This is a genomic window from Paracidovorax cattleyae (assembly GCF_900104515.1).
Classification (GTDB): domain Bacteria; phylum Pseudomonadota; class Gammaproteobacteria; order Burkholderiales; family Burkholderiaceae_C; genus Paracidovorax; species Paracidovorax cattleyae.
Window position 1 is genome coordinate 112,556 of sequence record NZ_FNJL01000010.1, and the last position, 20,512, is coordinate 133,067.

Here is a 20,512-nt window from a genome sequence, read left to right on the forward strand (position 1 = left end):
AAGAATTGAATTATATACCGGAATGGTAGCGCGTCACGCGTTCCACTTCATTTTTTGATCCGAGGATCACGCTGACGCGTTCGTGCAGCTGCTTCGGCGCGATGTCGAGGATGCGCTCCCTGCCATTGGTCGCGGCGCCGCCGGCCTGCTCGATCAGCCAGGACATCGGGTTGGCCTCGTACAACAGGCGCAGCTTGCCCGGCTTGTTCGGTTCGCGCTTGTCCCAGGGATACAGGAAGATGCCGCCGCGCGTGAGGATGCGGTGCACGTCCGCCACCATGCTGGCGATCCAGCGCATGTTGAAGTCCTTCTCGCGCGGGCCTTCCGTCCCGGCCAGGCATTCGTCGATGTAGCGCTTCACCGGGGCGTCCCAGTGGCGCATGTTGCTCATGTTGATCGCGAATTCCCTGGTATCGGCGGGAATCTTCACGTTCTCTTCCACCAGCACGAACGAACCCTGCTCGCGGTCGAGCGTGAACATCGCCACGCCGTCGCCCACGGTGAGCACCAGCGTGGTCTGCGGGCCGTAGATGCAGTAGCCGGCGGCCACCTGGCTGGAGCCGGCCTGCAGGAAGTCCTCGGTGGTGACGCCGGGATGGCCCTCGGGCTTCTTCAGCACGCTGAAGATGGTGCCGATGCTCACGTTCACGTCGATGTTGGAGGAGCCGTCCAGCGGATCGAACAGCAGCAGGTACTCGCCCTGCGGGTAGCGGTTGGGCACCACGTAGATGCTGTCCATCTCTTCCGACGCCATGGCGGCCAGGTGGCCGCCCCATTCGTTGGCCTCGATGAGCACTTCGTTGGCGATGATGTCCAGCTTCTTCTGGATTTCGCCCTGCACGTTCTCGCTGGATGCCGAGCCCAGCACGCCGCCGAGGGCGCCCTTGTTCACGGCGTGGCTGATGTGCTTGCAGGCGCGGGCCACCACCTCCAGCAGCAGGCGCAGCTGCGAGGGGATGAGGCCATCGACGCGCTGCTGCTCGACGAGGTAGCGGGTGAGGCTGATGCGTTGTGCCATGTTCGGTGGGTCTCTCGGTTGTTTTTTTCGAAAGGAGCGTCCGGCCTGCCGGATCAGTCGGCGAGCGCGCGGCCGACCACCTCGCGCACGTCGTTGGACAGGTCGGGCTTCGCCGCCACGCGGGCGATGGCGTCGCGCGCGGCCGTCCGGTAGGGCTCGGCGAGCTTGCTCCAGCGGTCGAGGGCGCGCGCGAGGTGGGCGGCCACCTGCGGGTTCAGCGTGTCGAGCTCGATCACGCGGTCCGCCCAGAAGGCGTAGCCCGCGGCATCCTGGCGGTGGAAGGCCCCCGGGTTGGCGTTGCAGTAGCTGAAGATCAGGCTGCGTGCGCGGTTCGGGTTCTTGAGGCTGAAGTCCGGGTGCTTCATCAGCTCCTTCACGGCGGGCAGCACGTCGCCGCCGCGGTCCGGCGCGCCGGCCTGCAGCGCGAACCACTTGTCCAGCACCAGCGCCTCGTCCTTGAACATCGCATGGAAGCGCGCCAGGGCCTGCACAGCGAGCGGCTGGCCGCTGGCCACCAGGGCGGCCAGCGCGTTGAAGCGATCGGTCATGTTGCCCGCGTCCTTGAAGCGCTGGTAGGCCCGGCCAGGCCAGACGGTGTCGCCCGTGCGGCGCGCTGCGAGGCACATCATCGACAGCGCCATGCCGGCCAGCGCGCGGCGGCCGGAAGACGTGGCATCCGGCTGGTAGCCGCCGGTGTCGTGGTGCTGCTCCCAGGTCCATTCCCAGTCGGGCTGCAGGGCCGCGGCGAGCTGCTGGCGCATGGCCTCGCGCACGGCGTGCACGCGCTGCGGATCGACCACGTCGAGCTGCTCGGCGATGTAGCCTTCGGAGGGCAGGGCGAGCACCAGTTCCTTGAAGGCGGCGTCCAGCGCGGGATGGCGCAGCACGTCGCGCATCGCAGCGACGAAGCTCGCCGGCAGCAGTTCACGCTGCAGCACGCCATCGGCGGGTACATCCAGCGACGTGTCGCCGATGGCCTGGATGGCGATGCGCAGCGCCAGGCGCTGGCCGGCCTCCCAGCGGTTGAACGGATCGGTGTCGTGGGCGAGCAGCGCGAGCAGCTGCGCGTCGGTGGCCTCGATGTCCAGTAGCACCGGGGCGCTGAAGCCGCGCAGCAGCGACGGCACCGGCTCCGACGGCACGTTCACGAACGTGTAGGTATGGGCCGGCTCGGTGAGCACCACGGTGCGGTCCGGGGCGCCTGCATAGGCCTCGCCTTCGAGCTGCAGGGGCAGGGCGCCACCGTCGGCGCCCAGCAGTCCCAGCGCCACGGGGATCACCATCGGTTCCTTCACCGGCTGGCCGGGCGTGGGCGCGATGCTCTGCTCCAGCGTGAGCGTGTAGGTGCGTGCGCCGGCGTCGTAGGCGGCGCGGGCACGCACGCGCGGCGTGCCGGCCTGTGCGTACCAGCGCTTGAACTGCGGCAGCAGGCGGGCCAGCTCGCTGTCCGGGTTGGCGTCGGCGATGGCCTGCGCGAAATCGTCGCAGGTCACGGCCTGGCCGTCGTGGCGCTCGAAGTAGAGCTTCATGCCCGCGGCGAAACCGTCGCGGCCGACCAGCGTGTGCATCATGCGCACGACCTCGGCACCCTTCTCGTAGATGGTGACGGTGTAGAAGTTGTTGATCTCGACGTAGCTGTCCGGGCGCACGGGGTGTGCCATCGGGCCGGCATCCTCGGGGAACTGCACGGTGCGCAGCACGCGCACGTCCTCGATGCGCTTGACGGCGCGCGCCGAGAGGCTGCCCGAGAGGTCCTGGCTGAATTCCTGGTCGCGGAAGACCGTGAGGCCTTCCTTGAGCGACAGCTGGAACCAGTCGCGGCAGGTGACGCGGTTGCCGGTCCAGTTGTGGAAATACTCGTGGCCCACCACCGATTCGATGTTCGCGAAATCGGCGTCGGTGGCCGTGGCCTGGCTCGCCAGCACGTACTTCGTGTTGAAGATGTTCAGGCCCTTGTTCTCCATCGCGCCCATGTTGAAGTCGCTGGTGGCGACGATCATGAAGCGCTCGAGGTCGAGCGACAGGCCGAAGCGCGCCTCGTCCCAGGCGATGCTGGCCATGAGCGAATTCATCGCGTGCTCGGTCTTCTCCAGGTCGCCCGGGCGCACGAAGATCTGCAGCAGGTGGTCATTGCCGGAGCGTGCGCGGATGCGCTGCTCGCGTGCCACCAGCTTGCCCGCCACCAGCGCGAACAGGTAGCAGGGCTTCTTGTGCGGATCGACCCACTTGGCGAAGTGCCGGCCATCGTCCAGCCCGCCCTGGTCCACCAGGTTGCCGTTGGACAGCAGCACCGGGTACTCGGCCTTGTCGGCCCGCAGCGTGACGGTGTAGCTCGCCATCACGTCGGGGCGGTCGAGGAAGTAGGTGATGCGGCGGAAGCCCTCGGCCTCGCACTGCGTGAAGAACGTGCCCTGGCTCACGTAGAGGCCCGAGAGCTGGGTGTTCTTCACGGGCGCGCAGGTGGTGAAGATCTCCAGGTCGAACGGCTCGTGGCCTTCAGGGAGGTTCTCCAGCACGAGCTGGCCGCCTTCGAGCTTGAAGGACGTGCCCGCCCCGTTGACCAGCACCCGCGCGAGGTTCAGCTCCTGGCCGTCCAGGCGCAGGGGGGCCGGCGGCACGTCGGCATTGCGGCGCACGCGCAGGCGGCTGAGCACGCGGGTCTTGGCGGGGTCCAGGTCGAACGTGAGGTCCACGCTGTCGATCCAGAACGCGGGGGCGGTGTAGTCGGCACGGTGGATGGCCGTGGCGGGTTGTCCTTCACGCATGGGGCGTAATCTCCAGGTTGGGCACGAGCCGTCTCACGGCGGGCATGGGGGAAATGGGGGTCATTGGACGAGGTTCAGGACTGCGCGGTCGAGGCGCTGGAAGCTCGGCGAATGTTGCGCGAGGTGCGTCAGGTTCAACTGTGACGCAATTTTTGCCTGATGCGTTGTGGGTTTGTAGGCCATGCCCTTGGGCTGGGCGGCGGACAGCCAGCCTTTGGCGTCTCTTACACCCTCCGGGTCGGTCGGGAAGGAGGCCTCAGACGAGATGGCTGGCAGGGCCAAGCGTGTGGTCGCCTCATCGCAGAGGAACAGCGATTCGAATTCTTTTACGATAAAACAGGCCTCGAAAGGATGATCAGCTCGGATGCTATGCGCCATGGTCTTTAGGCTCCGCTCTTCATGCTCGACATCGATGCACCACTCGCAATCGAAATCCAGAACGCACAGCACGGCCGCATCTTCCAGAATGGCTGCTTCAAAAAAACGATCGAAGTTCGCCTTGACCTTGGGCAGTTCACCGCGGCGCTGGGGCTTCAGTACCTGGACGTCATAGCGTCCATGGTGTTCGAGGATACGTCGCAGCAATACGGGCACCGCGCGCTCGTCGCCTTCCCCTTCCACGATGGCCAGCAGCCTCTGGCGGGTCGTGGTCATGGGGCCTCTTCCGGTTGAAGGCCTTCGGCCGCCATGAATTCGCCCAGCGTCATGAGGCCGCGCTGCACGGCCTCGCGCTGCGACGCCTTGATGGGGGCGATGTGCGTGACACCGTCCTGCATGGTGACGATGCGGATATCAGCCGGCTCGAAATGCTCGATGAGTTGAGGGCTGTGTGTGGTGACGATGACCTGCGTCACCTCCGCCACTTCCTTGAAGGCTTCGGCCAGCATCGAAAGAACTGCGGGGTGGACGGTCTGCTCGGGCTCTTCGATCACGATGAGCGACGGCGTCGGGGTCTGATAGAGCGTGAGCAGGATGCCCAGGATGCGTAGCGTGCCGTCGGAAAGCTGGGCGGGGTCGAACTGCCTCTGCGCCTGCCCTTCCTGGCCGAAGCGGAAAAAGGGGATGAGGTAGCTGCCCACGGGCGTGACCGCCACGTCCATGAAGTCGGGCAGCACGACGCGCATCATCTCGTAGATGCGCTCCAGCATCTGGCGGCCTTCTTCCGTGCGTTGCGCGGAGCGAATGACGGACACCCAGTTGCTGCCGTCTTCGCGCAGGCTCGTGTCTGCGTGTAGGGTAGTGACTTGCCGCAGGATGTTGGGATAGAGCGAGGAAAATCTCCAGCGCAGGATGTGACGCTCCAGCGGCTTTCCTAATTCATCGAATCCGAACATCCTGGTCTCTCCCAGCAGGGCGCCTAGCGCCAGGCGCTGCGGATCTTCGATAGTGAAGGGTGTGTTGGGGGAGATGTTCTTCCTCAGGATCTGCCCTGTTCCGTCCCGAGTGAAACCGAATTCGAACACTTCCCAGGCCCATCCTTGCTGCCGCCCGTCCCGCGGAACGAGTTCTTCGTGGTGGTAGTTTGCATCCTCGCTGGCCACGCGGTAGTTGCCATCGGCGGCGCTGTCGATTTTCAGCACATAGTGAGCAGGCTGATTCGCATACTTCCTGAAAGACTGCGTGGCATGGATACCGATTTCCACCAAACCGGGTATGTCCGCTTCTCCGCTGTGCTGTCGCAGGCGACCAATGCCGCCGCGCGCTGCGACAGCATGGTCCAATCCGTCGCGCACGGCATCGCGCAGGAACTCCAGCGTGCGCACGAAGTTGGTCTTGCCCGTCGCGTTGGGGCCCACGAGCACCGTCACGCCAGGAGACAGGTCTAAGTCCACGTCTTCCAGACTGAAACAATGGCGTGCGTCCACGCGCGTCAACTTCATGGTGCCCTCACACGCCCTGCTTGAGGGAGGCTTCGATGAACACGTCGAGGTCGCCATCCAGCACCTTCTGGGTGGCGGAGACTTCGATATTGGTGCGCAGGTCCTTGATGCGGCTGTTGTCGAGCACGTAGCTGCGGATCTGGTGGCCCCAGCCCACGTCGGTTTTCGTGTCTTCCAGCTTCTGCTGCTCTTCCATGCGCTTGCGCATCTCGAAGTCGTACAGCCGCGATCGCAAGCGCTGCCAGGCGACATCACGGTTGCTGTGCTGGCTGCGGCCATCCTGGCACTGCACGACGATGCCGGTCGGGATGTGCGTGAGGCGCACGGCCGAATCGGTCTTGTTGATGTGCTGGCCGCCCGCGCCTGATGCGCGGAAGGTGTCGGTGCGCACGTCGGCCGGGTTGATGTTGATCTCGATCGAGTCGTCGATCTCGGGATAGACGAACAGCGAGGCGAAGCTCGTGTGGCGGCCGCCGGACGAATCGAACGGGCTCTTGCGCACGAGGCGGTGCACGCCGGTCTCGGTGCGCAGCAGGCCGTAGGCGTACTCGCCCTCGATCTTGATGGTGGCGCTCTTGATGCCGGCCACGTCGCCCGGGGTCTCGTCTTCCACCGTGGCCTTGAAGCCCTTGCGCTCGGCGTACTTGAGGTACTGGCGCAGCAGCATGCCCGCCCAGTCGCAGGCCTCGGTGCCGCCGGCGCCGGCCTGGATGTCGACGAAGCAGTTCAGCGGATCGGCCTCGTTGCTGAACATGCGGCGGAACTCCAGCTCCTCGATGAGCGGACGCAGCTTGCCGGTCTCGGCCTCGATGGTGATCAGGCCGGCCTCGTCGCCTTCTTCCTTGCTCATCTCATAGAGCTCGGCGTTGTCTGCCAGCTCGCGCGTGAGCTTGTCGAGCGTGACGACCACGGCGGAGAGGGACTTCTGTTCCTTGCCCAGCTCCTGGGCCTTCTTCGGATCGTTCCAGACAGAAGGGTCTTCGAGCGATGCGTTGACGGTTCTCAGGCGTTCGAACTTGGCATCGAAGTCAAAGATACCTCCGTAACTCTTGCGTGCGCTGCGAGAGGTCTTCGAGGGTGGTGCCGATGAGGTTGATGCGTTCTGCGTCCATGGTGCTGTCCTGTCTTGCGGTGCGTTGGTGTAACCGGCGATTTTCTCATGGGCGCGGGGCCGGGCCTCCAATGTCCCTTCGGACCCCCGCGCCTCGCCCCGCGGGGCAGGGCAGGGCATCAGGCCTGCAGGAAGTCCTCGATCAGCCGCGCCACCATGGCCGGCTGGTCGTGGTGCAGCATGTGGCCGGCGTCCTGCACCACCGCGGTGCGGCACTCGCGCACGTGCGCCAGCCGCTGGTGGTACTCCTCGAGCGAATAGCGGCCCTTCCACCACTGGCCCATGCTGTCTCCGCTGGCTTCCACCGCCAGCACGGGGGCGGAGATGCCGGCGTACAGGGCCAGCGCTTCCTCCACGCGGTAGAGCAGGGGGTTGACGACCTTGTGGGCGGCATCGCCCAGGATGCGCCACCCTCCCGCACCGTCCGGCTCCGCCCACTCGCGCGCCAGCCATTCGGCCTGGTCGCGGCCGAGACGCGGGTTGGTTTTCATGAGGCGGCCCGCGACGGCTTCCGCGCTCTCATAGCGTTTGAGCTCCATGCCTCCGGCCTCCAGCGTGCGCAACTCGTCCAGCCACTGGGCGTAGCGCGCGGGCGCCTGCGCGGGCCCGGTGGCGGGCAGGCCGAAGCCCTCCAGGTTGACCAGGCGCCGGATGCGCCCGGGCCGCACGCCGGCATAGGCCATCGCCACGTTGCCGCCCATGCTGTGGCCGACGAGGTCCACCGGGCCGTCGGGCGCGTAGTGGTCCAGCAGCCGGTCCAGGTCGGCGAGGTAGTCGGCGAAGGCGTAGTGGTCGCAGCGTCCGGGCGGCATGCTGTGCCCGAAGCCGCGCCAGTCGGGAGCGATGATGCGCCGCGCGCCCGCGAATTCCGCGCCGAAGGCATCGACCACGAACTGGTAGGACGCGCCCACGTCCATCCAGCCGTGCACCATCACCAGCGGAGGCGCCGTCGCGGCGGTATCGGCGACCTCCCACAGCCGGACGTGGTACTGGAGGGTGCGGATGGGCAACCGTTCGCTGCGCGAGGTTCGGAGGGGCTGGTACATGCGCGGATTATTGGCATGCCGGGCGGGCGCGGCAGTCAAGGCTGGGACAAGGCGCGGCGGCTTACCCCGGGCCGAAAAGTTCCTGGCAGCGTTCGCAGTAGCAGGCAATGCGCGCTGTGCGCCCCAACTCGAACGCATATTTCCGCGCCTGTGCCACGAGTTCGCGCAGGCGCGCGGCGGGCAGGGCGCCCACAGGCGAGAGCGGATGCACGCGGATGCGGAAGAGCACCTCGTTCTTGATGATGTTGCCCACGCCCGCGAACACGTCCTGGTCGAGCAGCGCGTCGCAGGCGAGAAGGTCGGGACGGGCCCGCAGGCGCCTGCGGGCGAGCGCCGGGAAATGCACCCGCACCGTGCAGCCGCCGTCGAGCTCCAGCGGGAAATGCTTGCCCCAGGTGCGCACGGAGACGACGCGGCGCCCGGGCAGGGCCGCGGTGCCGATGGCGGTGGCGGTGCCCAACGCCTGCTCGATCCTGCGGCCCTCGGCCAGCGGGCGCGCGGCTTCCTTGAGCAGGACGAGGGAGGGGCCTTCGGGCATGGGGCGGTCTGGGTCTGCGGCGTTCGTGAAAATCCATTATTCTCCCCAGCCACTTTCGCAGCTTGTAGGCCTTATTCCATGCAAAAAGTCACGTTGGGCGCGAGCGCGCTCCAGGTTTCCCCCATCTGCCTCGGAACCATGACATTCGGCGAGCAGGTGGGCGAAGCCGACGCCCATGCCATCCTCGATCGCTCGCTGGCGGCCGGCATCGACTTCATCGACACGGCCGAGATGTACGCCGTGCCGGCGCGCGCCGAAACCTACGGCGCGACCGAATCCATCATCGGCCGCTGGTTCGCCAAGAACCCGGGCGCCCGCGGCAAGGTCGTGCTCGCCACCAAGGTGGCCGGCCCCTCGCGCGGCATGCCCTGGGTGCGCGAAGGCAAGGGGATGACGGCGGCCGACATCCAGGCCTCCTGCGAGGGCAGCCTGCGCCGCCTGCAGACCGACGTGATCGACCTCTACCAGATCCACTGGCCCGAGCGCCACGTGCCCGCCTTCGGCACCCTGTACTACGACCCGCAGAAGGAAACCTCGGCGACACCCATTCGCGAGCAGCTCGAAGCCGTCGCGAAGCTGGTGCAGGCCGGCAAGGTGCGCTACGTGGGCCTGTCCAACGAGACGCCCTACGGCGTGCACGAATTCGTCCGGCTGGCCGAGGCGCACGGCCTGCCGCGCGTGGCGACGGTGCAGAACCCGTACTGCCTGATCAACCGCACCTGGGACAACGCGATGGACGAAACCTGCCATCGCCTGGGCGTATCGCTGCTGGCCTATTCGCCGCTGGCCTTCGGCCTGCTGACCGGCAAGTACGACCGGCATGCGCCCACCGACCCGGGCGCGCCGCAGGGCGCGCGCATCGCCCGCTACGAGTCGGTGCGCAAGCAGCGCTGGGGCCGGCCCGAGGCGCTGGCCGCCGCGCGCTGCTACAACCAGCTCGCCCGCGACAACGGCCTGACGCCCACGCAGATGGCGCTGGCCTTCTGCTACCGCAACTGGCGGGTGGCCAGCACCATCATCGGCGTGACCTCCCTGGCCCAGCTGGAGGATGACATTGCCGCGTGGAACACGCAGCTTTCGCCCGACCTGCTGGCGGCCATCGACGCGATCCGCTGGGACATCCGGGACCCCGCCCTGTGAGTCGCCGGGACCGGGCCGGCGCCCACGTCAGCGAAACGCCGGCCACGCAGTTCCTGCGCCGCCACGGCGTGGCGTTCACCGAGCATCCCTACGAGTACGTGGAGCACGGCGGCACGGCCGAGTCGGCGCGGCAACTGGGGCTGGACGAGCACATCGTCGTGAAGACGCTGGTGATGCAGGACCAGGACGCCCGGCCGCTGATCGTGCTCATGCACGGCGACCGCAAGGTGTCCACCAAGAACCTGGCCCGGCAGATCGGTGCCAGGTCGGTGGAGCCCTGCAAGCCCGAGGTGGCGAACCGCCACAGCGGCTACCTCGTCGGCGGCACCTCTCCCTTCGGAACGCGGCGCGAGATGCCGGTGTACGTGGAGGAGACCATCCTGGCGCTCCCTCGCATCGCCATCAACGGCGGGCGCCGGGGCTTCCTGGTGCAGCTCGATCCCGCGGTCTGCGTGCAGGCCCTGGGCGCGCGGCCCGTGCAGTGCGCGCTGGCAGAATAGCCGGCCCGTGCGCGGCGGCCGACGCCGCGCCCCGCTCCACCACAAGGACACGATCTTGACCGCCGTCTATTCCCTCCTGGCCACGCTCGCCGCCTACCTGCTGGGCTCGCTCTCCTTCGCCGTCATCGTGAGCCGCGCGATGGGGCTCAGCGATCCCCGCACCTACGGAAGCAAGAACCCGGGCGCCACCAACGTGCTGCGTTCGGGCAGCAAGGCGGCCGCAGTGGTGACGCTGCTGTTCGACGCGCTCAAGGGCTGGCTGCCGGTGGTGCTGGCCCAGGCGTTCGGTCCGCGCTACGGGCTGGGGGAGGGCACGGTCGCGCTCGTGGGGCTGGCCGCCTTCCTGGGCCATCTCTGGCCGGTGTTCTTCCGCTTCGAGGGGGGCAAGGGCGTGGCCACGGCCCTGGGCGTGCTGATGGGCGTGAGCGTCTGGCTGGGTCTCGCCACGCTGCTCACCTGGGTCATCATCGCGTTCTTCTTCCGCTATTCATCCCTGGCCTCGCTGGTCGCGGCAGCCTTCGCGCCGCTGTACTACGTGCTCGGCGGCGGCGTGGCCTGGTATGCCGAGCCGCCGGTGGGCGTGGCCATCACCGCCATGTCGGCGCTGCTCGTCTGGCGCCACCGCGAGAACATCCGCCGCCTCGTCGCCGGCACCGAATCGCGCCTGGGCAGCAAGGGCAAATCCTGATCAGCGGGGGGCGCCGGGCGCGCCCACCAGGCCGGCGATGCCGCGGTACTGGCGGGCGGCATAGAGTCCCAGGCGCACCAGCAGGCGGTGGTCCAGCTCCACCTGCACGGCCGAGCGCGCCAGCGCCGACTGGATGCGCGGGCGCCCGGTGGCCGTCTGGTGCAGCGCGGGCTGGCGCCTCTGCTCTCCCTCGCGGTCGATCACGCTGGCCACCAGTGGTGAATTGATCTTCTCGCTGCGGCGCAGCACCAGCGCAGTCTCGCCATTGTCCAGCCGCACGAATGTGCCCGGCGGGCACAGCCCCACGGAGCGCACGAGCGCATAAGTGACCTCGTCGCGGCGCTCGTCGTCGTGGCCCACGATGGCGCGCACCGAATCGGTGGCGCTGCGCCCCGCCCGGGACTTGCGGGGGCTGATCATGGCCGCGTAACGGTCGATCGTGCCGATGATGCGGGTGAGCCGCCGCGCCGCCGGCAGGGTGGCGACCGCGCGCGCATCGCCCTCGGCAAGCGGGGCATGGTGGTGGCCCACCACTTCGAGCCACAGCGTGTCGCCGATGCCCAACTGCTCCAGCAGGATCCGGCTGCGCCGGGGGTGTTCGTCGATGGCTTTCTGCTGGGTGGATGAAGGGCGCTCCCGCTGGTTGGCCAGTTCGTCCTGCAGGGCCGTCATGCCGATGTTCATCGTCATCGCCGCGCGCACCAGGCTGTCGCGTTCGGCGGGCGGCAACTGCAGCTCGTGCGCGAGGATGTGGCAGAGCGTGCCGCAGACCAGCGCGTGCGAGGCGCTGTAGCCCACGCTGGAGGTGGCGGCGAGCTGGAACATCAGGTAGAGCGCCGCATCCGTGTCGTGCGCGACGAGATCCTGCAGCCAGGCGTCGCACTGGCGCATCTTGGCGGCGAAGTCCACCACGCTGCCGGGCCGCGAAAGCAGGACGGACAGGGCCGATTCCAGGTCGGACCACAGGCCGAGCAGGTCTTCGTATTCGCTGTCGGGGGCCTCTGCATGCAGGGCCGCAGGGCGGGATGACGAGGGCGGCGGGAAGGGCATGGCGTTGACAGGCCCTAGTGCCGCTTTTCCAGCACCAGCCGGTCGCCCGACCGGTTCATCTGGAATTCGTTGAGGGCGCTGTTGCCCAGCAGCACGTAGGGCATGCCCTGCGGCGTGACGATGGCGTCCACGCCGAACAGCTCCACGTCGCCCAGCCGGAGGGAGTCGAGCCGCAGGCGCCAGCCGCGGGCCGTGCCGTTGGCGGTGCCTATCGCCACGGGCTGGCCGCCACGGTAGTCCAGGCCCATGCGCTCGGCATCGGGCTGGCCGATGGCCACCATGCTCGCGCCCGTGTCCACGAGGTACTGCATGCTGCGGCCGTTGACCGTGCCGGTGCCCGAGAAATGCCCGCGGCCGTCGGCGATGAGCACCACGGTGCGCCCCGTGCCCGCGCCCCGGCTGCCGACGCTCACCGGCGCCTCGCCCAGCCGGACCGTGCGGCGTCCAGCGGCCGTTTCCAGCACGGCATCGTCGCGGCCGACGGAGACCACCGTCACGCCGCCGAGCGACTCGCCCGCGGCCAGCGCGCGGGGCGCGCCGCCATCGACCACCAGCAGCGCCTTGGTGCCCAGGATGCCCGTGAGCGCGATCGCCTGGGAGGCCGCCGGCAGCGGCGCGAGCCATGCCAGCGCGCAGGCGACGGCGCACGCCCGAGCCAGGCGCGGCGCCTGGGCCAGGGCAGGGGCGTCGGGCAGCGGGAGCATGGCGGGGTGGGCAGGCAGCGGGCGGCCCGTCAGGTCAGTCGCGGAAATTATCGAAGGACAGCGGCACGTCGGTGATGTCCTTGCGGATCAGCGCCATCACGGCCTGCAGGTCGTCGCGCTTGGCGCCGGTCACGCGCACCTTCTCTTCCTGGATCGCGGCCTGCACCTTGATCTTGCTCTCCTTGACGAGCTTCTGGATCTTCTTGGCCAGCTCGCTCTCGATGCCGTTGCGCACCTTGATGACCTGCTTGACCTTGTCGCCGCCGATCTTCTGCACATCGCCCCTGTCCAGGAAACGGATGTCCACGTTGCGCTTGGTCAGCTTGTTGCGCAGGATGTCCTCGACCTGCTGCAGCTGGAACTCGGCATCGCCGAAGAGGGTGATCTCCCTGTCCTTGATCTCGATGGCGGCGGAGGTGCCCTTGAAATCGAAGCGGGTGCCGATTTCCTTGGCCGAGTTCTCCACGGCGTTCTTCACTTCCACGAGGTTGGCTTCACAGACGGTATCAAAAGAAGGCATGGATTCGCTCTCGGTATCTCGGGTGGGGGGCCTCGCCAGCGAGGCCCGAATGCGACAATCCGGTGGATGTTAGTCGAGAAAAACGTCCCCCTGCAGGCCTGCAACACCTTCGGCATCGTGGCGCGCGCCCATACGCTGGTGCGCGCGTGCTCGGCCGACGACGTGCGTGCGCTGCTCGCCGATCCGCAGCTCGGCGCCGGCCCGCTGTTCGTGCTGGGCGGGGGCAGCAACATCGTGCTCACGGGCGACGTCAAGCCCGTCGTGCTCAAGATAGAGATCCCGGGCATCCGCCTGGTCGAGGAAACCCCGCGCGCCTGGATCGTGGAGGCCGGCGCGGGCGTGCGCTGGCACGACGCGGTCGCCTGGACGCTCGAGCACGGCCTCCCGGGGCTGGAGAACCTGGCCCTCATCCCCGGCACCGTGGGGGCCGCCCCGGTGCAGAACATCGGCGCGTACGGCGTCGAGCTGCAGGACCGTTTCGACTCGCTGGACGCCATCGACCTCGCCACCGGCCGCTCGTTCTCGCTGGAATCGGCACAGTGCGCCTTCGGCTACCGCGACTCCGTCTTCAAGCACGCGCCTGCCGGCAATGGGGCCGACACCGGCCTGCCCCGGGGAATGGGCCTGGCGGGCCGCGCGGTCATCACGCATGTCCGCTTTCGCCTGCCCAAGCCCTGGAAGCCCGAGCTCGGCTACCTGGACCTGGAGCGCAAGCGCCAGGAGGCGGGCGTGGAGCAGCCCACGGCCCGCCAGATCTTCGACTGGGTGTGCGAGGTGCGCCGCGCCAAGCTGCCCGACCCGGCCGTGCTCGGCAATGCGGGCAGCTTTTTCAAGAACCCTACCGTGACGCCGGAGCAGTGTTCGGACATCATCGCGCGCGACCCGAAGATCGTGCACTACCCGATGCCGGACGGCACCATCAAGCTCGCGGCAGGCTGGCTCATCGATGCCTGCGGCTGGAAGGGCAAGACCGTCGGCAAGGCCGGCGTGTACGAAAAGCAGGCCCTGGTGCTGGTCAACCGCGGCCGCGGCGCCGACAGCGTCACGGGCGGCGAGGTGATGACGCTGGCCAGGGCCATCCAGACCAGCGTGTACGAGCGCTTCGGCATCCGGCTCGAGCCGGAGCCGGTGGTGGTCTGAACGGCCGCGCTGCCCGAACCCGCCGGGACGCTTACCAGGCCATCTCGCCCTTGAGCACCTTGGCGCCCAGTTCGAGCGATGTGCTCTCGCCGAGCTGGGGATAGGCTTCGCTCATCGCGCGCACCACGCCCGCGCTGTCCTTGGACTGCTGCAGCGCGGATTCGAACTTCACCAGGTAGCTGCGCGTGAAATCGATCGTGCCGGCATCCAGCGGCGTGCCGGGTGCCATGTGGCCGGGCACGACGGTGCGCGGCTGCAGCGCCCTCATCTCGTCGAGCTGTGCGATCCAGGCCTGTCGCTCGGCGGGCTTCTGCGTATCGGCGGTCCACACGTGCATGTTGCCGAACACGGCCACGTTGCCGAGGATGGCGTGCAGCGAAGGCACCCATACATACGGACGGTGTGCCAGCGGGCCGGTCGTGCCGCGAATCTCGATCGCCTCGCCGTCCACCGTGAGCCGGTCCACCGCGAGGGCCTCGGGCACGATCGGCTGCGCGGGCGCGTTGGCGCCCATCTTCGGGCCCCAGAACGCCACCTTGGCGGGTAGTTTGGCGACGATCTTCTCGCGCACCGCCGGCGTGGCGACCACCTTCGCCTGCGGGAAGAGGGCCTTCAGCACTTCCGCGCCGAAGTAGTAATCCGGATCGGCGTTGCTCACGAGGATCGTGGTCAGCGTCCTGCCGCTGTCGAGCACGTTGGCGGCGATGCGGTATGCGTCGGCCCGCGTGAAGCCTGCGTCGATCACGACGGCTTCCTTCGGCCCCGTGACCAGGGCCGAGTTCACGTGGAAGCTCGTGGCCGGCGCGTTGACCACCTGGAGCGCCAGCGGCTGCGCGGCCGACGATGCGGAGGAGAAAACGGCCAGCGTGGCGGCGATCACGGTGGCGCGAAGGGAAGATGCAGGGGCGGGTGCGTTCGAGGTCATGCTGTCGGTATGGAAGGAGTCGCTGAGGCTGTCCACTGTATGTTCTTGGATCGATCGAATAAACGCTTCAAAATGCCCATATTTGTTGCCTGGATCGATCAAATCGATGGACCGACTCACCGCCATGCAGGTGTTCGCCGACGTGGCCTCCACCGGCAGCTTCACCGCCACCGCCAACCGGCTCGACATGTCGCGCGCCATGGTCACGCGCTACGTCGCAGCGATGGAGCGCTGGCTCGGTGCGCGCCTTCTGCAGCGCACCACCCGCCGGGTCACGCTCACGGATGCGGGCGAGCAGTGCCTGCGCCGCAGCCTGCAGATGCTAGACATCGCCGCCGAGGTGGTGGACGAGACCGCGCCGTCCGACGGCACGCTGCGCGGCCAATTGCGCCTGGCCTGCAGCGTCTCATTTGGAGCCGCGCAACTGGCCGCGGCACTGGGTGACTTCCTGGCGATTCATCCCCACCTCAAGGTCGACCTGGACGCGGGCGAAGGCACGGTGAACCTCGTCGCGTCGCGCATCGATCTGGCGATCCGCATCAGCAGCGATCCGGACCCGGCCCTGATCGCGCGGCCCCTCGCCGCGTGCGAATCGGTGCTGGTGGCGGCGCCCGAATACCTGCGGTGCGCCGGCCGTCCCGCGCATCCGGCCGAACTGGCGGGCCATGCCTGCCTCGGGCACGCCACCTACGGCCGCAGCCGGTGGCGCTTCTCGTCGGGCGGCGAGTCGGTGGAAGTGCCCGTGACGACACGCCTGACCGCGAACGACGCCGTGGTGCTGCTGGCGGCTGCCGAGGCCGGCGCAGGCATCGCGCTGCAGCCCGCCTATCTCGCACGCCCGCGCATCGCCGCCGGTGCGCTGGAAGCGCTGCTGCCGCAGTGGCAGCCGCCCGTGCTCACGGTCTATGCGCTGTACCCCTCGCGCCGGCACCTGCCGGCGGCCGTGCGGGCGCTGCTGGATTTCCTGGCCGAGCGCTTCGCGGTCGCGCGCTGGTAGGCGCTGCGGCCGCACCAGAAAAGGCTCAAGACACCGCGTGCCCTGCAGGCGGCGCGCGAAACGCGACCATGAGACGGTTCCAGCCATTGATGGCAACGATGGCCATCGACAGCTCCACGATCTCCGCCTCGGTGAACCGGGCACGCACTTCGTCGTAGACACTGTCGGGCACCTGCGAAGAGGCCACCAGAGTGAGCGCCTCCGTCCATGCGAGGGCGGCGCACTCGCGGGCATCGAACACGCCGGACTCCCGCCAGGCGGCCAGCAGGTGCAGCCGGCGGTCGCTCTCTCCGTGCTCGCGCGCCACGCGGGCGTGCATGTCGATGCAGAAGGCGCAACCGTTGATCTGAGAGGCACGCATCTTCACCAGTTCGTGCAACTGCACGGGCAGCGTGCCGGCGTTCACGTGCTTCTGCAGCGCGAACATCGCCTGGTAGCTGGCGGGGTGCCGGCGCGGCAGGTCGATGCGTGGGGCGTGGGCGGTGGTCGTGGTCATGGATGGCCTTTCGTCGAGAGGAACAGTTAAAGAAAAGGGAAGCGAACGAACGGAGCAGGGCGCGGGGCAGGGGCGCGTGCGCTGCATGGCCCCCCGCCCCGGCACTCGGCCCGTGGCGCGGTCAGAGGCCGCGTAACTTGTCCGGATTGAGGATCGAATAGATCGCACGGATGCGCACGCCGTCGGTCTCGAAAGCCATGACCGACCGCACGGCGCCGCCGTCTGCGTCGCGCACGATCAGGCCGGGCGCGCCGTTGACCTCGGCGGCTTCGAAGTGCTTGTCCGCGAGGTAGCGGCGCCAGATGCCCGCGGCCAGCCGGGCGAGCGCGCGCGGGCCGTGCAGCACCCGGCTGGCCGCGCGCACGCGGCCGCCGCCGTCGGAGGTCCACTGCGCTTCTTCCGAAAACAGCGATAGCAGTTCGGCATGGCTCTGCGTGCGCATGCCTTCCAGAAAGCGTGCCACCAGGGCACGGGCCGCTTCCGGCGTGGCGGAAAAACGGGTCCTGCGGGCGCGCACCTGCGTGCGGGCGCGGTGCACCAACTGACGGCAGGCGGCTTCGGTGCGGCCCAGCACGTGCGCCACATCGCCGTAGTCGCTATCGAACACGTCATGCAGCAGGAAGGCGGCGCGCTCGTCGGGGGTCAATTGCTCCAGCACCACGAGCAGGGCGATGGACAGGTCGCCTGCCAGTTCCGCGCGCGCATCGGCCGGTGGCGCGGCCTCTGCGCCCAGCCAGGGCTCCGGCAGCCAGGGCCCGCGGTAAGCCTCGCGTTCGGCGCGCGCCGAACGCAGCCGGTCCACGCACAGGCGCGTGGTGGTCGCGACGAGCCAGGCCTCCGCCGTCTGGACGCGGTCAGCCGGTGTCGCCTGCCAGCGCAGCCAGACGTCCTGCACGGCGTCTTCGGCGTCCGCGCGCGAGCCCAGCATCCGGTAGGCGATTGCGCCCAGCCGCGCGCGGTGGCGCTGGAACATGGCGGCATGGTCATCCTGGGCGGGGCCGGGGACAGGCATCGGCATCGACGGATAAAAATCGGTGTTCATACCCTCAAGACGGATCGCGACCCCATTTTGTGACACGCCGCCCTGCCGGCCCCTGTGCGCAGGCGCGAAAAAGCCGCCCGGCCTGTCGGCGGGGCGGCTTGGCGCGGGCGGGCATGTGCCACCGCAGGGATGGCGCGGTGTGGCCTTTTCCGCTTACTTCCGGTCGCTGTCGTCGCCCAGCTGCGCCAGCGCCGCATTGCCGCCCAGCGACAGCAGGCCGGCCTGCGCATACACGCCGAGCTTGTCGCGCGTGTCCACGATGTCCAGGTTGCGCATGGTCAGCTGGCCGATGCGGTCGGCGGGGCTGAACGGCGCGTCCTCCACCTTTTCCATCGACAGGCGCTCGGGTGCGTAGGTCAGGTTGGGCGAATCGGTGTTCAGGATGGAGTAGTCATTGCCGCGGCGCAGTTCGAGCGTCACGGTGCCGGTGACGGCACGGGCCACCCAGCGCTGGGCGGTCTCGCGCAGCATGATGGCCTGCGGGTCGAACCAGCGGCCCTGGTAGAGCAGGCGGCCGAGCTTCAGGCCGTTCATGCGGTACTGCTCGATCGTGTCCTCGTTGTGGATGCCGCTCACCAGGCGTTCGTAGGCGATATGCAGCAGCGCCAGGCCGGGGGCTTCGTAGATGCCGCGGCTCTTGGCCTCGATGATGCGGTTCTCGATCTGGTCGCACATCCCCAGGCCGTGGCGGCCGCCGATGCGGTTGGCTTCCAGGAACAGCTCCACCGGGTCGTTGAACTCGACGCCGTTCAGGGCCACTGGCTGGCCTTCCTCGAAGCGCACCGAGACTTCCTCGGCCTTGACGACCACGTCGTCCTTCCAGAAAGCGACGCCCATGATCGGGTTCACGATGCGGATGCCGCTGTTCAGGAACTCCAGATCCTTGGCCTCGTGCGTGGCGCCCAGCATGTTGGAATCGGTGGAATAGGCCTTCTCGGCGCTCATCTTGTAGCCGAAGCCTTCCTTCGTCATGAAGGCCGACATCTCGGCGCGCCCGCCCAGCTCGTCGATGAACAACTGGTCGAGCCAGGGCTTGTAGATCTTGAGCGACGGGTTGGTCAGCAGGCCGTAGCGGTAGAAGCGCTCGATGTCGTTGCCCTTGAAGGTCGAGCCGTCGCCCCAGATATGGACGTCGTCTTCCTTCATGGCGGCCACCAGCATGGTTCCCGTCACGGCGCGGCCCAGGGGCGTGGTGTTGAAGTAGGTGGCGCCAGCGGTGCGCACGTGGAAGGCGCCGGCCTGCAGGGCGGCGATGCCTTCATGGGCCAGCTGCGTGCGGCAATCGACCAGGCGGGCCTTCTCGGCGCCGTATTCCATGGCCTTGCGCGGGATGGCATCGTAGTCGGGCTCGTCGGGCTGGCCCAGGTTGGCGGTGTAGGCGTAGGGCAGGGCGCCCTTGTTCTTCATCCAGCGCAGGGCTGCGCTGGTGTCGAGGCCGCCGGAAAAGGCGATGCCGACCTTCTGGCCGGCGGGGAGGTTCTGGAGGATGGTCGCCATGGAAATCTCGGGTCTTGTCGGGTGCGTCGCGGTGCAGCAGCGGAGCGGTCTCGGCCGCAGGTCAGCCGAAATGGCAGATGTAGTGGTAGGCCTCGGTCACGCGGATCTCGAACTTCGAGTTGCCGGGCACGCTGAACCTCTCGCCCTCGCCGGACGTCACCCAGGCATCGGTGCCGTCCAGCTTGTATTCGCAGGAGCCGCCCACGCATTCCATGATCTCCGGCGCGCCCGTGTTGAAGGTGAGGGTGGCGGGAAGGATCACGCCGACCGACTTCTTCGTGCAGTCGGGGAAGGTGATGCCGTGGCTCACGCACTTGCCGTCGAAGTACACGTTGGCTCGGGTGGTGACGGACACGCCGTCGATCTTTTCGGTCGTCATGGATGCGCTGTTCTCTGAAAGGGGAAAGAGGAGGGCGGAAGCCGAAGATTCTAGAGTGTGTCCGGCCGCGTCCTGCACGGGATGCCCCGGCAGGGCCCCGGAGGCCGCCCGCGGCCCGGGCATGAAAAATGTCCGCTGCCAAGCGCGTTGTGAACTGGGCGCGCGCAACAAAACCCGAGTGGAGCAACAGTTTAGGCCCGTATCCGGGCGTTGAGGCTCGCGCCGACCTCGCCGACCTTTTAGCTAGGAGCTACATAGGGGCGGCGCGACTGCAAGGCTGGGAGTGCTCAAGCGAGTGACGGGTTGCGACCAAAAGGCCTTATCACCCGGTTGACGTACCACTGCTCATGCTCGGTACGAGAGGCGTGCCACCCACCGACGCCCGAATAGACCACTTGCCGCTGATCGACCGCCAGCCCTGCTGCGTGTCGATCAACGATGTGCCTTACACGAGTTCCATCACCTCGTGGATCGGCCGCCGGGGCTTGCGTGGCCAGTTCTCAGGCAAAGCGCGCCCGACAGACAGCAGCAACACCGGGATTTCCCCCTCGCGAAGGCCGAATTCGCTGGCCACCGCTTCCGCATCGAAGCCGATCATGGGCGCGGTGCCCCAGCCCTTGGCGTGGGCCGCGTGGATCAGCGTCATGGCGCCGAAGGTGGCGGTCCGGACGGCTTCGTCGCGAGCGCGTTGCGGCTGCTCGTGGTACAGGCTTTTGGCCGCGCCTTGCCAGCCAGGAATCATCGCGGCCGGAAAGAACCCAGCCGTGACCGCAGGCGTCAGTCGGTCTGCGAGTGCGACGAAGTCGGGCGCGTGTCCGGTGACGATGAAGGTCACGGCTGCATCCGTGATCTTGGCTTGATCCCAGGAAATCTTGCGCAGCCGTGCCTGCGCCTCGGGCGTGCGGACGGCGATGAAGCGCCAGTTCTGAAAATTGAACGAGGTGGGTGCCAGCGTGGCCAGGCGTACCAGCTCTGCGATCTCCGAGTCGGGCAAGCGGAACGTGGGATCGAACAGGTTGGTGGTGCGCTGCTCTTCGATAGTGCGAATGACGGCTTCGGACATGTGTATGGATTCC

Annotated in this window: 21 protein-coding genes; 5 read left to right on the forward strand and 16 right to left on the reverse strand. The window is 68.0% G+C overall.

The window, feature by feature from the left end; genetic code table 11:
* Positions 1-10: 10 nt before the first annotated feature.
* The 7 genes from BLR05_RS10325 to BLR05_RS10355 all read right to left on the reverse strand — a co-directional run bounded on the left by BLR05_RS10325 (position 11) and on the right by BLR05_RS10355 (position 8,358).
* Positions 11-1,018, reverse strand: a complete 1,008-nt coding sequence (locus tag BLR05_RS10325) for a class 1 fructose-bisphosphatase (protein ID WP_092834338.1) — start codon at positions 1,016-1,018, stop codon at positions 11-13.
* 53 nt (positions 1,019-1,071) lie between these two features.
* Positions 1,072-3,783 (reverse strand): aminopeptidase N, encoded by a 2,712-nt coding sequence (gene pepN, locus BLR05_RS10330; RefSeq protein ID WP_092834340.1) that lies wholly within the window; start codon positions 3,781-3,783, stop codon positions 1,072-1,074.
* Between the two features lie 60 nt (positions 3,784-3,843).
* A complete protein-coding gene (locus tag BLR05_RS10335) occupies positions 3,844-4,437 on the reverse strand; it encodes a DUF4276 family protein (protein WP_092834342.1) in 594 nt (197 codons plus the stop codon).
* Complete coding sequence (locus BLR05_RS10340) at positions 4,434-5,663, reverse strand: AAA family ATPase (RefSeq protein WP_092834343.1); 1,230 nt, start codon at positions 5,661-5,663, stop codon at positions 4,434-4,436. The genes BLR05_RS10335 and BLR05_RS10340 overlap by 4 nt, the downstream gene beginning before the upstream one ends.
* A gap of 7 nt (positions 5,664-5,670) precedes the next feature.
* Positions 5,671-6,775 (reverse strand): peptide chain release factor 2 gene (gene prfB, locus BLR05_RS10345; RefSeq protein ID WP_107204751.1). Its coding sequence is split into 2 segments (ribosomal slippage): positions 5,671-6,693 and positions 6,695-6,775, totalling 1,104 coding nucleotides; the frame shifts between segments, so codons are not numbered across the junction.
* A 118-nt stretch (positions 6,776-6,893) separates the two neighbouring features.
* Positions 6,894-7,820 carry an alpha/beta fold hydrolase gene (locus tag BLR05_RS10350; RefSeq protein ID WP_092834345.1) on the reverse strand — a complete coding sequence of 309 codons (927 nt, stop codon included), beginning with the start codon at positions 7,818-7,820 and terminating at the stop codon, positions 6,894-6,896.
* A gap of 61 nt (positions 7,821-7,881) precedes the next feature.
* Positions 7,882-8,358 carry a hypothetical protein gene (locus tag BLR05_RS10355; protein ID WP_092834347.1) on the reverse strand — a complete coding sequence of 159 codons (477 nt, stop codon included), beginning with the start codon at positions 8,356-8,358 and terminating at the stop codon, positions 7,882-7,884.
* Between the two features lie 78 nt (positions 8,359-8,436).
* On the opposite strand from BLR05_RS10355, the gene BLR05_RS10360 reads away from it, so the two are divergent.
* The 3 genes from BLR05_RS10360 to plsY are packed head-to-tail and all read left to right on the forward strand — an operon-like array spanning position 8,437 to position 10,686.
* Positions 8,437-9,498: an aldo/keto reductase gene (locus BLR05_RS10360; RefSeq protein ID WP_092834349.1), complete on the forward strand. Its 1,062-nt coding sequence runs from the start codon at positions 8,437-8,439 to the stop codon at positions 9,496-9,498.
* Positions 9,495-9,998: an aminoacyl-tRNA deacylase gene (locus BLR05_RS10365; RefSeq protein WP_092834351.1), complete on the forward strand. Its 504-nt coding sequence runs from the start codon at positions 9,495-9,497 to the stop codon at positions 9,996-9,998. Before BLR05_RS10360 ends, BLR05_RS10365 begins: the two co-directional genes overlap by 4 nt.
* 55 nt (positions 9,999-10,053) lie before the next feature.
* Entirely contained in the window at positions 10,054-10,686 is a 633-nt protein-coding gene (gene plsY / locus BLR05_RS10370) for a glycerol-3-phosphate 1-O-acyltransferase PlsY (RefSeq protein WP_092834462.1), read from the forward strand.
* On the opposite strand, the gene BLR05_RS10375 is transcribed toward plsY, so the two are convergent.
* The 3 genes from BLR05_RS10375 to BLR05_RS10385 are packed head-to-tail and all read right to left on the reverse strand — an operon-like array spanning position 10,687 to position 12,960.
* On the reverse strand, positions 10,687-11,736 hold the full coding sequence (locus BLR05_RS10375; RefSeq protein WP_092834352.1) for an HD-GYP domain-containing protein: 1,050 nt from the start codon (positions 11,734-11,736) through the stop codon (positions 10,687-10,689). It lies immediately after the preceding gene.
* A gap of 14 nt (positions 11,737-11,750) precedes the next feature.
* Complete coding sequence (locus BLR05_RS10380) at positions 11,751-12,440, reverse strand: retropepsin-like aspartic protease family protein (RefSeq protein WP_208606000.1); 690 nt, start codon at positions 12,438-12,440, stop codon at positions 11,751-11,753.
* A gap of 34 nt (positions 12,441-12,474) precedes the next feature.
* Positions 12,475-12,960, reverse strand: a complete 486-nt coding sequence (locus tag BLR05_RS10385) for a YajQ family cyclic di-GMP-binding protein (RefSeq protein WP_092834354.1) — start codon at positions 12,958-12,960, stop codon at positions 12,475-12,477.
* 66 nt (positions 12,961-13,026) lie between these two features.
* Between BLR05_RS10385 and murB the strand changes: the two genes are divergently transcribed.
* Positions 13,027-14,100 carry a UDP-N-acetylmuramate dehydrogenase gene (gene murB / locus BLR05_RS10390; RefSeq protein ID WP_092834356.1) on the forward strand — a complete coding sequence of 358 codons (1,074 nt, stop codon included), beginning with the start codon at positions 13,027-13,029 and terminating at the stop codon, positions 14,098-14,100.
* A 31-nt stretch (positions 14,101-14,131) separates the two neighbouring features.
* On the opposite strand, the gene BLR05_RS10395 is transcribed toward murB, so the two are convergent.
* Positions 14,132-15,025, reverse strand: coding sequence for an MBL fold metallo-hydrolase (locus tag BLR05_RS10395; protein ID WP_092834464.1), 894 nt, complete (start codon positions 15,023-15,025; stop codon positions 14,132-14,134).
* A gap of 106 nt (positions 15,026-15,131) precedes the next feature.
* Here BLR05_RS10395 and BLR05_RS10400 point away from each other — a divergent pair, with 106 nt between their 5' ends.
* Positions 15,132-16,022 carry a LysR family transcriptional regulator gene (locus BLR05_RS10400; protein WP_092834358.1) on the forward strand — a complete coding sequence of 297 codons (891 nt, stop codon included), beginning with the start codon at positions 15,132-15,134 and terminating at the stop codon, positions 16,020-16,022.
* A 25-nt stretch (positions 16,023-16,047) separates the two neighbouring features.
* Here the strand turns inward: BLR05_RS10400 and BLR05_RS10405 are convergent, their stop codons facing one another.
* The 5 genes from BLR05_RS10405 to BLR05_RS10425 form a co-directional block, all read right to left on the reverse strand.
* The gene (locus BLR05_RS10405) at positions 16,048-16,518 is read right to left on the reverse strand and encodes a carboxymuconolactone decarboxylase family protein (RefSeq protein WP_092834360.1); all 471 of its coding nucleotides are present in this window, start codon (positions 16,516-16,518) and stop codon (positions 16,048-16,050) included.
* A gap of 121 nt (positions 16,519-16,639) precedes the next feature.
* Positions 16,640-17,560, reverse strand: a complete 921-nt coding sequence (gene sigJ, locus BLR05_RS10410) for an RNA polymerase sigma factor SigJ (protein ID WP_225979251.1) — start codon at positions 17,558-17,560, stop codon at positions 16,640-16,642.
* A 153-nt stretch (positions 17,561-17,713) separates the two neighbouring features.
* Entirely contained in the window at positions 17,714-19,057 is a 1,344-nt protein-coding gene (gene argG, locus BLR05_RS10415) for an argininosuccinate synthase (RefSeq protein ID WP_092834362.1), read from the reverse strand.
* A 61-nt stretch (positions 19,058-19,118) separates the two neighbouring features.
* Complete coding sequence (gene ppnP / locus BLR05_RS10420) at positions 19,119-19,436, reverse strand: pyrimidine/purine nucleoside phosphorylase (RefSeq protein ID WP_092834364.1); 318 nt, start codon at positions 19,434-19,436, stop codon at positions 19,119-19,121.
* Positions 19,437-19,881: 445 nt separating this feature from the next.
* Entirely contained in the window at positions 19,882-20,499 is a 618-nt protein-coding gene (locus tag BLR05_RS10425) for a nitroreductase family protein (protein WP_092834366.1), read from the reverse strand.
* Positions 20,500-20,512 lie beyond the last annotated feature (13 nt).